Below are 13,092 nucleotides of genomic sequence, written 5' to 3' on the forward strand. Positions count from 1 at the left end.
ACGCCGCGCGCGCCCTGCCCCGCCATCGGTTAAAACCCCACCGCGAGCACGCCATATACCGCCAGCACGGTGCCTGCCAGCGCCGTACCGTAGCACGCCGCTTTCGACGCCGGGCTCGGATGAATGCCGACATCATGCAGGCTCTTGAAGATCCGGTGCGCCGCATGCCACAGGAACAGCACGATCAGCGCCAGGATGACGAGCTTGCCGACGACGTTGTGCGCGAAGGCGAGCATGCGCGGATAACTCATCGTTTCATGCGGCAGCAGCAGGCCGAGCGGCACCGCCACACCGGTGATGAAGACCAGCACCGGGCCGGTCAGCGCGGACAGCATGCCGCCTGCGCCGAACAGGGCCCAGAAAATGGGGGCATTGGATCTCTTTTTCATGGCTTCACGCTCCAGACCAAGAGGAAAATCACGATGGCCGCGATCGCTGCCACGGCGAGGCCAGTGCGCGTGATCATCTCGCCTGCAATGCGTTTGCCGCCAACGATCAGCGGCGGCATGGTCTTGGGCATGATGTCGAACCAGCTCCAGGTGTGATAAATCATCGCCGCCAGTGCCATCACATGCAGCGCGACCGAGATCGGATGCGACAGAACGTCGAGCCAACGATTGTATGCCGCTTCGCCATTGGCTAGACACAGCAGCCCGATCAGCAGCACGACCGCGTAAGCCGCCACCACCAGCGCGGTGGCTTCGCGCGCCATGTAGCGCACAAAAAACGGATTGGTGCGCCACCAGCCGTCCATCGACCGCACATAGGGGCGGCGCGCGTCATTCTGGGTGCGGTTCATTTGGCACCTCCTTTGGGGCGGAACAAGTCCGTGAAGTAGCTCTTCGCGCTGTTGATCTTGTTGAGGTTGACCGCATTGGCCGGGTCCACATGTTTCGGACACACTTCGGAGCAGTAGCCGACCGCCGTGCAGTTCCACACGCCCTCTTCCGCGTTCACCAGCTCCATGCGTTCGTCCTGCGCGCCATCGCGCGAGTCGGAGTTGTACCGGTGCAGCAGCGCCAGCACGCCCGGTCCCATGAACTCGCTGTTGAGGCCGTATTGCGGGCAGGCCGCGTAGCACAGCATGCAGTTGATGCAGGAGCTGTACTGCTCGTAGCCGTCGCGCTCGTCCGGCGTCTGCAGGTATTCTCCCTGCTCCAGCGTGCGCGGCTCCTTCGGCACGATGTAGGGCTTGATGCTCTCCAGCTTGCCGATGAAGTCGTCCACCCGTACCACCAGGTCGCGCTCGATCGGAAAATGATCGAGCGGCTCGACCCGCACGCGGTTCGGATAGAAACTGCGCAGGAAGGTATGGCACGACAACTCCGGTTTCCCATTGATCATCATGCCGCAACTGCCGCAGATCGCCATGCGGCACGACCAGCGGTAGGACAGCGTGCTATCGAGCTCTTCCTTGATGTACTGCAGTCCCTGCAGCACCGACATGTCATCTGTGAACGGCACCTTATACGTCTGGAAGAACGGTTCGTTGTCCTGTTCCGGCCGGTAGCGCAATACTTCGATCTCGATGGTTTTTTGCGTGTCATGCATGATTCGCCTCCTGCGCCGCGGCCGCTTCCCCGGCCGCGCCGTACGCGCGAACGCCCGGTTTCGACTTGGTGATCGTCACGTCGCTGTAGCTGATGCCCGGCGCATCCACGCCCGCGTAGGTAGCCAGCGTGTGCTTGAGGAAGTTAGCATCGTCGCGCTCCTCGAAACCATCCAGGCGCTGGTGCGCACCGCGCGACTCCTTGCGGTTCAACGCGGAATATGCCATCGCCTGCGCCACGTCGAGCTGGAAGCCGAGCTCGATCGCCTGCAGCCAGTCGGTATTCCACACGCTCGACTTGTCGTCCACGCGCACGTTGCGGAAGCGCAGCTTGAGCTCGTCGAGCTTGTCGCAAGTCTCCTGCATCTCGCTGCCGATGCGGTAGATGCCGCAGCCGCGTTCCATCGATAGAGCCATTTCCTTGCGCAGCACGGAAATGCGTTCGTTACCGTTTTCACGCTTGACCAGCTCGAGCGCGCGCTGCTGTGACGCCTGCGCCTGCTTGGCCAGCACATCGCAGTTGGAAAACGACACGCTCTTCGCATACCGTGCCGCTTCGTCGCCCGCGACCTTGCCGAACACGCACAGCTCGGCCAGCGAATTGGAGCCGAGGCGGTTCGCGCCATGGATGCCGACGCTCGAGCACTCACCGACCGCATACAGACCAGGCAAGCGCGACGCCGTCCTGCCATTGACCTCAATGCCACCCATCGTGTAATGGATGGCCGGGCGCACCGGGATCGGCTGATGGACCGGATTGATGTTCATGAAGCGTTCGGCCATTTCGCAAATCAGGGGCAAGCGCTCCAGTATGTGTTTCTCGCCAAGATGGCGCAGGTCGAGCAGCACCGCCGAGCCTTGCGGCGTTTCGATGGTGCGCCCCTTGCGGTCCTCGTGCCAGAACGCTTGCGAAAGGCGATCGCGCGGACCCAGCTCCATCGCCTTCTTGCGCGGCCACGGGTCCGGCGGCCCGAGACCGTAATCCTGCAGATAGCGATAGCCGTCCTTGTTGACCAGGATGCCGCCTTCGCCGCGGCACGCCTCGGTAAACAGCAGCCCGGTGCCCGGCATGCAAGTCGGATGGTATTGCACGAACTCCATGTCGCGCAGCGGCACGCCATGACGGTACGCGAGCGCCATGCCGTCGCCGGTCACGATGCCGCCGTTGGTGCTCTGCCGGAACACACGGCCGGCGCCGCCGGTGGCGATGATCACCGACTTGGCCTTGATCAGCACGAAGCGGCTGGTGCCGATTTCGATCGCCAGCACGCCCTGGCAGCGGCCGTCCTCGACGATCAGGTCGCAGCAGAAGAACTCATCGAAGCGCTTGATCGACGGGTACTTGATCGAGGTCTGGAACAGAGTATGCAGCATATGGAAGCCGGTCTTGTCGGCGGCAAACCATGTGCGCTCGATCTTCATGCCGCCGAATGCGCGCACGTTCACATGGCCGTCTTCCTTGCGGCTCCACGGGCAGCCCCAGTGTTCCATCTGGATCATTTCGCGCGCGCAGTTGGCGACGAAGTACTCGACCACGTCCTGCTCGCACAGCCAGTCACCGCCGTGGACAGTGTCGTTGAAGTGATGATCCAGGCTGTCGTGCGACTGCGTTACGGCAGCCGAACCGCCTTCCGCCGCCACCGTGTGGCTGCGCATCGGATAGACCTTGGAGACGAGCGCGACCTTGAGCGCCGGGTCGTGCTCGGCTACCGCAATGGCGGCCCGCAATCCGGCGCCGCCCGCTCCGACGATGGCAACGTCGGCTTCGAAAATTTCCATGGCTGCCTCTTTGACTTTCCATTAAGCAATTAATACCCACTATATGCATGCGGTTATCCAGCGCCAATGACCCAAGTCAAAGTTTCCCGAAGCGTCGTTTTCGTGCCAATTATTTCAAAAACAGAAACGATATCTTTCCGTTTGCCCTGTTTTTTGTCTTCTCTGTGATGAATAGACTGTGCTTCATCGATGAGCCCGCTGTGCTCACCGTCGCAAGGCCCAAGCGGCAAGTCCGGACGCCATGGCCGCGTGCCCCCACCTGATTTTTTGGAGAATGAAAATGAATGCAAAACAATTGATTGCGGCTGTTGCCGTGTTTGTCACCGCCGGTGTCGCCTTTGCGGCCGACGCCTCCGAATATGTCGACTTTAACGGCTTCCAATCGACCAAAACCCGAACCGAAGTCCGTGCTGCGCTTCAACAGGCCCCGGTCGCACAAAACAAGGAATATGTGGAATTCACCAATGTCGCTTCCACCAAGTCGCGCGAAGAAGTGCTCAAGGAAGCTGTCCAGGCGACCCGCAGCCTGCGTACGGAAAATACCTATTTCGGTGGCTGATCACGATGCACGATGCGCCATTACGACGGATGGTAGACATCCAGCTTTTCCACAACCTCGCTCCAAGCGAGGTTTTTTTATTTCAGCGCTCGAAAGCCCATTTCGGCATATAGCAAGAAAAATTGCTATTCAACAAGTTTGATACTCAGCAGACATGGGATGCCAAACTATTACAGGCTGTAACTTCGTTGCGGTTGCTCAACAACTTTAGGGATGTCCGCAGCTAAGTTACGTCATATCAAATTGCCAACCATATAAATGCCCGGACAGCAATACGCGAGACAAACCGGAACCACAGGAGAGAACGCAGGAACGGCCAGTCGTTGATCCTGCCCGTGACTTTGTCGGAGTATCAGATGGTAAAGATCTTCAATCACTATGTTTCCAAGCTGGTCTCCGCCTTACTTCTCATCGAGATCTTTGCGCTGATCGCAGCGATATACGGAGCACATGAAATCCTGTCAGCCTATGGCTATGTGTCGCAAACGCAAGGGAAAAACTTCTTTGCCTCCGCGGCAGCCTTCTCACTGTTCATTGTGTTCAGTATGGCTGCCTTCGGCCTGTATCATCTGGAAGGATTGCCCACCACCGCATTGACCGCCATCCGCCTGATACCGTCCGCCCTGCTTGGTTTTGGCAGTACTGCGCTGTTTCTCGCCCTGATTCCGGAGCTGAATGCCGACATCCGCATTCTCGTACTCGCTGCCGCCGGCGGCACCGTGATCATCCTCGTGCTGAGAACAGTGATCTTTCATACCATCGCGCATCCCATCCTCGAATCACGTCTCATCTTTGTCGGCGAAGGCGCGTTGGCCAAGGAGTGCAGCAATCTTGCCGCAGACAGCAGCTTTTCCAGGAAGTACAGCATCGTTGGTTTCGTCCCCCTGCGCACCGAGGAGTGTCTGGTATCGACTGCCGCGATTCTGCCCTTGGACGAATCCCTGTTCTCGATTGCGAAACGCCATAACGTGGGTGAAATCGTTGTTTCCGCTCAAAACCGGCGTGGCAGTACTTTTCCCTTGCATCAACTACTGGAATGCAAACTCAACGGCATCAAGGTCACCGGCGCGGCGGCATTCTTTGAACGCGAGGCACGCCAGATTCGCGTCGATTCGCTCCATCCGAGCTGGCTGATCTTCGGCGACGGCTTCAACCAAAGTGCGTTCCGCGTCGTTTGCAAACGTGCCTTCGACCTGATGGTCAGCATGCTGATCTTTGCGGCAGCTATGCCAGTCATGCTGCTGACGGCGTTGTGCATCTACTTGGAAGACAAAGGCCCGGTAATCTATCGACAGGAACGGGTCGGCAAGGGCGGCAGAATCTTTTGCGTACTGAAATTCCGCAGCATGCGCATTGATGCCGAAGAAGGCGGTACGCCGCAATGGGCAGCAGCCAACGACACGCGCACGACCCGGATCGGACGCATTATCCGCAAGCTGCGTATCGACGAACTGCCGCAAATTGTCAACGTAATCAAGGGCGAGATGAGCTTTGTCGGTCCCCGCCCGGAACGTCCCTACTTCGTTCAGCAACTCACCGAGAAAGTCCCGTATTACAACCTGCGCCACAGCATCAAGCCTGGCATCACCGGCTTTGCCCAGGTGCGCTATCAGTATGGTTCCTCGATCGAAGACGCAATCCAGAAACTGCAGTACGACCTGTACTACGTCAAGAACAACGGGCTCTTTCTCGATTTGCTGGTTCTGGTGGAAACCCTGCAGGTCGTTCTCTTTGCCAAGGGAAGCCGCTAATGCCAGGAACGACGTAGATGTTGCCGATCATTGCCGCCGGCAGCTATTTCTCTGCCGCAGTCGCGTTTCTTTTTCTCTCCATCCTCCTGCTGACAAGCTGGCGCGGGCGTGTGCACCGCATGGCACTGACTGTCGCCGCCATCATGACGTCGTTATGGGCTGTCGCAGCTGGATTCCTCGCACTGCGAGGCTCGTCGCTCTCACTGCTCACAGATGTACTGGAAATCGTGCGCAATGCAGCCTGGACGCTATTTCTGCTGTCAGTGCTTGGCCAACTGCGCAAGAAGAGGGCCGGGCCCGGCGTCGCCTTTCCGCTGAGCGGGCTGGCCGCCTTTTACCTGCTCGCGCTTGCCGCAACGGTCAGCCTCTATGTGGCATCCTGGTTTTCGCAGTGGGTCAGCAGCTTCACGATGACGATTGCCGGCCGCCTCGGGATGGCGGTACTAAGCATGCTCCTAGTGGAACAGCTGTATCGCAATACCGTGCCGGAAGCGCGCTGGGCGATCAAATTTGCCTGTCTGGGAATGGGTGGCCTGTTCGCCTACGACATGTATCTGTATAGCGATGCGATGCTGTTTCGCCATGTCAGTGCAGAAATCTGGTCCGCGCGCGGCCTTGCCAACGCGCTGACTGTACCACTGATCGCGGTATCCGCCGCCCGCAATCCGTCCTGGTCGACCGGCATCGCGGTGTCACGCACGGTTTTGTTCCACTCGGCGGCAGTGCTTGGCTCCGCCGCCTACCTTCTGGCAATGGCGGCCGCGGGCTATTACCTGCGACTGTTCGGCGGTGAATGGGGCACGGTAATGCAGGTCGTGTTCCTGTTCGGTGCCGGCATCCTGCTGTTTGTCGTGCTGTTCTCGGGATCGATGCGATCCTGGCTCAAGGTCTTCATCAGTAAGCATTTCTATAGCTATCGCTACGACTACCGGGAAGAGTGGATGCGATTTACGCGCACCCTGTCGGATGCCGGCGCCGGCCTCAACGAACGAACCGTGCAGGCAATCGCGCAGCTGATGGAAAGCCCAGGCGGCATCCTCTTCATCCGGCGGGACGACACGGCCTGTCATGAAGCGGCCACCTACTGGAACATGCCGTCGGCACAGCCTGCCGAGCCCTTGCACGGGCCATTCAGCCAGTATCTGGAGCAACAACAGTGGGTCATTGATTTACAGGAAGCAATGGCAAAGCCGGAAAAATACGAGGGACTGATCTTGCCCGCCTGGTTGTGCACCCTGCCCAATGCCTGGCTGGTTGTTCCCTTGCTGCTGGGGCGTCAGCTGTTCGGCTTCATCGTCCTTGCCGCGGCCCGTAGCAAGGTGAAACTGAACTGGGAAGCGACTGACCTCCTCAAGATCGCCGGCATGCAGGCAGCCAGCTATCTCGCGCAGCGCGAGTCGGCCAACGCGCTCATGGTGGCACGGCAGTTCGAGTCATACACGCGCATGTCGACCTTCATCGTACACGACCTGAAAAACCTAATTTCGCAGCTGTCGCTCCTGTTGTCCAACGCGGAAAGACATAAGGGTAATCAGGAATTTCTGGAGGACATGCTCGAAACCATCGGCTTTTCGGTGCAAAAAATGACGCTGCTGCTGCAAAAGCTCGGCCGCGGATCGTCCCAGGACTGCCCTTCTCCTGTACTGCTTCCGGAACTGCTGCGGCTGGCGGTCAGCCTGAAGTCCTGCACGGAACCAAAGCCGACACTACAGATCGACGATGCGGAACTGGTCGTGCTGGCCGATCATGCCCGCCTGGAACGCGTCCTCGGCCATATGATTCAGAACGCGATCGAAGCCACGCCGCGGCATGGGTCGGTTGCGGTAAGCGCACGTAGGTCGGGAGACAACGTGATCATCGAAATCAGGGATTCCGGTCATGGCATGACGCCGGAGTTCATTCGCGAACGCCTGTTCAAACCTTTCGAATCGACCAAGTCGGCGGGCATGGGCATTGGCGCCTACGAGAGCCGTACATATATACGCCTGCTCGGTGGCGACATCGAGGTCTGCAGCAAGCCGTCGGCCGGCACTACTTTCCAGGTGACGCTGCCGTTGCTGCGACAAGAAGCCCCTTCGGTAGCGGCTGCCGCGTAACAGGGAGAATGGAAGTGAGCAAGAACATGAAAAAACTGTTGATTGTCGAGGATGACCTCGGCCTGCAGAAGCAACTGCGCTGGAGTTTCGACGGCTACGACGTCCAAGTGGCGGGCGACCGCGAAAGTGCGATTGCGCAGGTACGGCGGCATGAGCCGGCGGTCGTGACGATGGACCTCGGCCTGCCGCCCGACGCCGACGGCGCTGCCGAAGGACTGGCGACCCTGCAGCAGATCCTCGCATTGTCCCCCGCCATCAAAGTCATCGTCCTTACCGGCAACCAGGACCGCAGCAATGCTGTCAAAGCTGTTGCGATGGGCGCCTACGACTTTCACCAGAAGCCTTTTGACGGGCCGACGCTGCAGCTGGTCATTGAACGCGCGTTCCATCTGCACGCGCTTCAGCAGGAAAATCAACGCCTGCTGCAGGCCCAGGTTAACTCCCCGCTGGCCGGCATCATCAGCCGCGACCCCGGCATGCTGAAAGTCTGCCGTAATGTCGAAAAAATTGCGCCTTCCTCCGCCACGGTAATGCTGCTCGGCGCCAGCGGCACCGGCAAGGAATTGCTGGCGCGCGCACTGCATCAGCTGAGCCCGCGGCAGAACAAGCGTTTCGTCGCCGTCAATTGCGCAGCGATCCCGGAAACCCTGCTTGAAAGCGAGCTGTTCGGGTACGAGAAAGGCGCCTTCACCGGCGCCGCCAAGCAGACCTTGGGTAAGATCGAAATGGCGGATGGCGGTACCTTTTTCCTCGACGAAGTCGGGGACCTGCCGTTCGCTCTGCAGGCGAAGCTGTTGCGCTTCCTGCAGGAGCGGGTGATCGAACGCATCGGCGGGCGCGCGGAAATTCCAGTCGACGTACGTATCGTTTGTGCGACCCACCAGAACCTGCAGGAACTGGTGCGCCAAGGGCGTTTTCGCGAAGACCTTTTCTATCGCTTAAGCGAAATCGTGCTGAACATTCCATCGTTGCGCGATCGGGTAGGCGACCCCGCCATGCTGGCGCACCACTTCAAAAACAAATATGCGGCGCAGGAGCGCCGCTCGCTCAACTTCAGCGAAGAAGCCATGGCAGCGATCGAGGCGCATTCGTGGCCTGGAAACGTACGCGAGATCGAGAACTGCATCAAGCGTGCTGTGATCATGGCCGAAGGAGTACAGATCAGCGTCGACGATCTCGGGCTGCCTGCGATAAACCGGGAGGACAAGGTCATCAACCTGCGGCAGGTGCGGGACGAGGCGGAGTACATGGCGCTGGTGAGGTCGTTAGCGCGGGTGGACGGAAACATTGTGAAAGCGGCGGAACTGCTCGGCGTAAGCCGTCCGACGATCTACGATCTGATGAACCGCCACGGTCTCAAGTAAGCGCTCATCCCTTCAAAACAGCTCCCCCGTTCCGGACGGGGTGTCGCTGCGCGCGCCGCCGAAGAGGCCTGCCTGGCCTGCGCAGAACATCGCACTCACTCGCCCTTTATGTCGGCGGATTTTACAAACTTCACGGCGCAAAACCTGTTTTTCCATCTCCCACATTCTTTCTCTATAAAAATCAGTCGTTTACATAACTGGCACAAGGATTGCGTAAGTGCATGTGAAGAGCAGCATTGCTGCATTCATTCACTCTAACAAGGAAAAATCAATGAAAAAATTGTTCGCCACCCTCGTTGGCGCCGGAGTACTTCTAGCAGCTTCCGCTCCGTCGTTCGCCACGCCCATGCTTCGCCTCACAAGTGACGGCTCAACAGTTACCGTTTCCGACAATCTCTCCGGCGACGCGGTGCCTCTGGCCGGGCAGGTCACCTATATCGGATCCGTCGGCAGCTTCGTCGCCAACGTGACGACCGGCACGACCAAACCGTTGATTGGCGACGCCAGCCACGCTGCATTCGACCTGAACTCGATTAACGTCACGAGCGGCACCGCCGGCAGCTTGAAACTGGAGTTCACCGAGACCGACTTCATCAGCAGCTATGACATTGTCGGATTCGTCTCGCAAATCGGCGGAACAATTAATAACCTTCCTGGCAGCAGTCTTGCTTACACGGTTTACGTCGACACTTCCAACACTGCATTCGGAACCGGCACCGAGGTCTACTCGGCGACATTCGGCTCGGGCGCATTCTCCGCTGCTTCGTTCAATCAAGTCGGATTAGGCCTGTCGACTCCGTATTCCATTACCATCGTGGCCAATCTCACTCATTCCGGGTCCGGCTCCAGCAGCTTCGATGCCCTCGTCCAGGTACCCGAGCCTGCGACCGTTGCCTTGTTCGGCGCGGGGCTACTCGCCATCGGCGGATTGCGCGGGCGCCGCCGCAAGGAGCATCAAGACACTGTAGCCTGAACGACTATTATTCTTGCCTGCCACCGTCGTGGCAGCAGTTGTAACCGGAAAGCGCCGCTTCCTGCCCGCAGGTTCAGCGGCGTTTGCGCATCGATTCGTACCTGGCTTCACTTACCCAAAATACCAGCAAGGCAATGCAGTCATAGGATCGATCCTCGTTCGCCTATTCAATGGCAAAGACGGGCGCTCCGACTACCCGAACTTATTCCAAAAATCGCCCTTCCACTGGCGATCAATGAAATCACAAGAAGCGAGTGTCGGATGGATTGACGTTTTCACGTCGGCGATGAATGCGAAGCAGACCTTCTCTCGCAGAGATCCGTGCTAGAGCGCACGAAATTCATGAAATGCGATGACGAGCCGAAGCGTGCTGCAACCCAAAAAGCACGGCGCGCCCAGACGCGCGCTAGTTGCGGTCGCGTTCAAATAAAAAAGGGCCGCCTTCCGGCGGCCCTGCGCTTCCACGCAGTCAGTTCATTTTGCGGTACGGCGACGGCGGATGGCGCCGATGCCGGTCAGGCCGATCCCCAGGAGGGCCAGCGACACCGGTTCTGGGACGCTCGTCGTCGGACGCTGCGCAATCGTGTAGTGCGAAACGTTATGCGAAGTGCTGCCGCCGCTCAGATTGAAAGGCGGTTCCGTAAACGGAGTGCTCCAGACGCCGGAGGAATAGGCTTCATTGAAGAGGAAGGCCGTCAGGTTGGTATCGGCGCCATCCTTGAAGACGATGATGTAGTCGTAATTGGCAAAATTGGCGTTGCTGATCGACCATGTACCCGTGGAACCGCCCGGCCCAACCTGCACGTTGCCATCGTTGGCCGTCCAGTCGGAGAAACCGAAGAAGCCGGCTGTATTGATGTTGGAAATGTTGGCGACGTTATTGTTATCTGGCGGTGAAATGTACTGGCAGGCGCTGACGGCAGTATTGGTTCCGGTCGAATCTTCGACCTTCGCCGTCGGGTTAGTAACGAAGTCGGCCGGACAGCTCACCAAAGCGGCATGCGCCACACTACTCAGCCCCAACGTCGCTGTCGCGAACACGGCGGCTGCAATGAAGCTATTTTTACGCATTGTTATTCCCTTTCAGTGTGAATTCTAGGTGTCGACAAGCCCCCGCTGTTTGGCTTGTACGCATAGCTATGCACGATTTAGGCCATCTCCCTAAATCTCTGATTTGAAAAAGAATTTTCAAAAATGCCGGCCTAGCGCCCGCCGTGCTGTCAATTTGGTCGACAGCCATGACGGTCGCTGTTAGCTCCCCAGCCTCGCTCTACCGTATCGTCTATTCGGCATCTAATAAATACAGATGTCTAAAGAGGGGCCAATTAATTTGGCCTCCAATTTATTAAATTGGAAGCGCGCACGCGCCGCGACCCCGACTGGCTTGTTGACGTATGTCATCTCGACAACATTCCTTCCTGCCAGAATTAGCGCACGCATGGCGCTGCCATCATGACCAGCCGCGATGTGCCGCTTTGAACAAGCCCAAGGGTCTGGCAAATGGAAGAACTTAGTAATCAGGTGCTAAGCGCACTTAAGGGAGTATGGAAGTACCGTTGGTTGACGGCGGCACTGTGGTGGCTGGTGTTTACGCTAGGCGCGCTGATCATTTTCCTGCTTCCCGATACCTATCAGGCATCTGCACGCGTGTTCGTCGACACCCAGAGCGTCCTCAAGCCGCTGATGTCCAGCATGACGAGCATCCCCAACATCGAACAGCAGGTTTCGATCATGAACCGGACGCTGCTGAGCAGGCCGAACATCGAGCGTCTCATCAGAATGGCCGACCTAGATATCAAGGCAAAGAACAGCAAGGAATACGAGCAAATGGTGCTCGACCTGATGAACGACATCAAACTGGGCGGCACCAGCCGCGAAGATATATATACGATCACCTACAGCCATCGAAATCCGCGGCTGGCGAAGGATGTCGTGCAATCGCTGCTCACCATCTTCGTCGAAGGAAGTTTCGGAGACAAGAAGCAGGATTCGCAAAAGGCGGTGGCATTCATCGACGAACAGATCAAGTCCTACGAGACGAAGCTAGCGGCCGCCGAAAACGCTCTCAAGGAGTTCAAGATCCGGAATGCGGGAATTCTTCCCGGCGAAGGCGTCACCTATACCACGAAGCTGGATCAGCTCGCGGACGCGTTGCAGCAGGCAAGGCTGGAGTTGCGCGAGGCGGAGCAAACCCGCAATGCATTAAGAAAGCAGATGGCCGGCGAGGAACCGGTCCTGCTGGTAGATCAGAATGCGACAACTTCGACGCAGTCCGAAATCGATACCCGGCTGCAGGGTCTGTACAAGAACCTCGATTCCCTCCAGATGCAGTTCACCGACCGGCACCCAGACATCATCTCCATCAAGCGGCTGATCGCCCAGCTGGAGGAACGCAAGGCGCAGGAAGCCGGACAGCGCAAGGAAAAACCGTCGGCGCGTCCCAACTACAGTCCGATGCTACAGCAACTCGCTGCATCGCTTGCCGAGGCGGAGGCCAGCGTGGCGGCATTGACGGCGCGCGTCGACGAGTATTCGGCTAGGTACGCCAAGCTCAAGGCCATGGTCAACGCGGTACCGGAAGTGGAGGCGCAACTCGCGCAGCTCAACCGCGACTATCAAGTCAACAAGGACAACTACGAAAAACTGATCGGGCGCCGGGAAGCCGCAAAACTGTCGGAAGAATTGACATCGACCGGAATGATCAAGTTCCGCATCATCGATCCACCAATCGTTCCGCAAAAGCCGACCGGCCCGAACCGCTTGCGCCTGTTGTCGCTGCTGCTGGCGGCCTCGCTGATGGCCGGCATCGGCGGCAGCCTGATCATGAGCCAGATGCGTCCCGCATTCATGAGCTTAGCCACGCTGCGTCAGACGACCGACCTTCCACTGCTCGGCGCGGTCTCCATGAACTGGACGCCGGCCCAGCGAGCGCGCGAAACACGCGCCGCCTATCTCCTGGGGCTACTCTTCCTCGGACTCTTATTGTCCTATGCAGCGGCCGCGTTCAAAGCAGCCTAGAAC

Annotated in this window: 11 protein-coding genes; 6 read left to right on the forward strand and 5 right to left on the reverse strand. The window is 58.5% G+C overall.

Annotated features, from left to right (window positions below):
• Positions 1–29: 29 nt before the first annotated feature.
• Genes frdD through frdA form a run of 4 tightly spaced genes read right to left on the reverse strand, consistent with a single transcriptional unit; the run spans position 30 to position 3,328 of the window.
• Positions 30–389 (reverse strand): fumarate reductase subunit FrdD, encoded by a 360-nt coding sequence (frdD, locus tag FAY22_RS14030; RefSeq protein WP_146330783.1) that lies wholly within the window; start codon positions 387–389, stop codon positions 30–32.
• Positions 386–799, reverse strand: a complete 414-nt coding sequence (locus tag FAY22_RS14035; RefSeq protein ID WP_146330784.1) for a fumarate reductase subunit C — start codon at positions 797–799, stop codon at positions 386–388. Before FAY22_RS14035 ends, frdD begins: the two co-directional genes overlap by 4 nt.
• Positions 796–1,551: a succinate dehydrogenase/fumarate reductase iron-sulfur subunit gene (locus FAY22_RS14040; protein ID WP_146330785.1), complete on the reverse strand. Its 756-nt coding sequence runs from the start codon at positions 1,549–1,551 to the stop codon at positions 796–798. Before FAY22_RS14040 ends, FAY22_RS14035 begins: the two co-directional genes overlap by 4 nt.
• Positions 1,544–3,328, reverse strand: coding sequence for a fumarate reductase (quinol) flavoprotein subunit (frdA, locus tag FAY22_RS14045; protein WP_146330786.1), 1,785 nt, complete (start codon positions 3,326–3,328; stop codon positions 1,544–1,546). Before frdA ends, FAY22_RS14040 begins: the two co-directional genes overlap by 8 nt.
• 280 nt (positions 3,329–3,608) lie before the next feature.
• Here frdA and FAY22_RS14050 point away from each other — a divergent pair, with 280 nt between their 5' ends.
• The 5 genes from FAY22_RS14050 to FAY22_RS14070 all read left to right on the forward strand — a co-directional run bounded on the left by FAY22_RS14050 (position 3,609) and on the right by FAY22_RS14070 (position 10,071).
• Positions 3,609–3,887 carry a DUF4148 domain-containing protein gene (locus tag FAY22_RS14050; RefSeq protein ID WP_168204842.1) on the forward strand — a complete coding sequence of 93 codons (279 nt, stop codon included), beginning with the start codon at positions 3,609–3,611 and terminating at the stop codon, positions 3,885–3,887.
• Positions 3,888–4,243: 356 nt separating this feature from the next.
• Positions 4,244–5,638 (forward strand): TIGR03013 family XrtA/PEP-CTERM system glycosyltransferase, encoded by a 1,395-nt coding sequence (locus tag FAY22_RS14055; RefSeq protein ID WP_146330788.1) that lies wholly within the window; start codon positions 4,244–4,246, stop codon positions 5,636–5,638.
• 17 nt (positions 5,639–5,655) lie between these two features.
• On the forward strand, positions 5,656–7,734 hold the full coding sequence (prsK, locus tag FAY22_RS14060) for an XrtA/PEP-CTERM system histidine kinase PrsK (RefSeq protein ID WP_146330789.1): 2,079 nt from the start codon (positions 5,656–5,658) through the stop codon (positions 7,732–7,734).
• 26 nt (positions 7,735–7,760) lie between these two features.
• Positions 7,761–9,098 (forward strand): PEP-CTERM-box response regulator transcription factor, encoded by a 1,338-nt coding sequence (prsR, locus tag FAY22_RS14065; protein ID WP_246860512.1) that lies wholly within the window; start codon positions 7,761–7,763, stop codon positions 9,096–9,098.
• Between the two features lie 271 nt (positions 9,099–9,369).
• Positions 9,370–10,071 (forward strand): PEP-CTERM sorting domain-containing protein, encoded by a 702-nt coding sequence (locus tag FAY22_RS14070; protein WP_146330791.1) that lies wholly within the window; start codon positions 9,370–9,372, stop codon positions 10,069–10,071.
• A gap of 474 nt (positions 10,072–10,545) precedes the next feature.
• Here FAY22_RS14070 and FAY22_RS14075 read toward each other — a convergent pair whose 3' ends face one another.
• Positions 10,546–11,142, reverse strand: coding sequence for a PEP-CTERM sorting domain-containing protein (locus FAY22_RS14075; RefSeq protein ID WP_146330792.1), 597 nt, complete (start codon positions 11,140–11,142; stop codon positions 10,546–10,548).
• 429 nt (positions 11,143–11,571) lie between these two features.
• Here FAY22_RS14075 and FAY22_RS14080 point away from each other — a divergent pair, with 429 nt between their 5' ends.
• The gene (locus tag FAY22_RS14080) at positions 11,572–13,089 is read left to right on the forward strand and encodes an XrtA system polysaccharide chain length determinant (protein ID WP_146330793.1); all 1,518 of its coding nucleotides are present in this window, start codon (positions 11,572–11,574) and stop codon (positions 13,087–13,089) included.
• Positions 13,090–13,092 lie beyond the last annotated feature (3 nt).

The organism is Noviherbaspirillum sp. UKPF54 (assembly GCF_007874125.1).
Lineage (GTDB): Bacteria > Pseudomonadota > Gammaproteobacteria > Burkholderiales > Burkholderiaceae_D > Noviherbaspirillum.

What these genes read in the sequence shown, in the direction of transcription:
- frdD (WP_146330783.1), bottom strand. Translation starts at nt 389, where the DNA reads ATGAAAAAGAGATCCAATGCCCCCATTTTCTGGGCCCTGTTCGGCGCA.
- FAY22_RS14035 (WP_146330784.1), bottom strand. Translation starts at nt 799, where the DNA reads ATGAACCGCACCCAGAATGACGCGCGCCGCCCCTATGTGCGGTCGATG.
- FAY22_RS14040 (WP_146330785.1), bottom strand. Translation starts at nt 1,551, where the DNA reads ATGCATGACACGCAAAAAACCATCGAGATCGAAGTATTGCGCTACCGG.
- frdA (WP_146330786.1), bottom strand. Translation starts at nt 3,328, where the DNA reads ATGGAAATTTTCGAAGCCGACGTTGCCATCGTCGGAGCGGGCGGCGCC.
- FAY22_RS14050 (WP_168204842.1), top strand. Translation starts at nt 3,609, where the DNA reads ATGAATGCAAAACAATTGATTGCGGCTGTTGCCGTGTTTGTCACCGCC.
- FAY22_RS14055 (WP_146330788.1), top strand. Translation starts at nt 4,244, where the DNA reads ATGGTAAAGATCTTCAATCACTATGTTTCCAAGCTGGTCTCCGCCTTA.
- prsK (WP_146330789.1), top strand. Translation starts at nt 5,656, where the DNA reads ATGTTGCCGATCATTGCCGCCGGCAGCTATTTCTCTGCCGCAGTCGCG.
- prsR (WP_246860512.1), top strand. Translation starts at nt 7,761, where the DNA reads ATGAAAAAACTGTTGATTGTCGAGGATGACCTCGGCCTGCAGAAGCAA.
- FAY22_RS14070 (WP_146330791.1), top strand. Translation starts at nt 9,370, where the DNA reads ATGAAAAAATTGTTCGCCACCCTCGTTGGCGCCGGAGTACTTCTAGCA.
- FAY22_RS14075 (WP_146330792.1), bottom strand. Translation starts at nt 11,142, where the DNA reads ATGCGTAAAAATAGCTTCATTGCAGCCGCCGTGTTCGCGACAGCGACG.
- FAY22_RS14080 (WP_146330793.1), top strand. Translation starts at nt 11,572, where the DNA reads ATGGAAGAACTTAGTAATCAGGTGCTAAGCGCACTTAAGGGAGTATGG.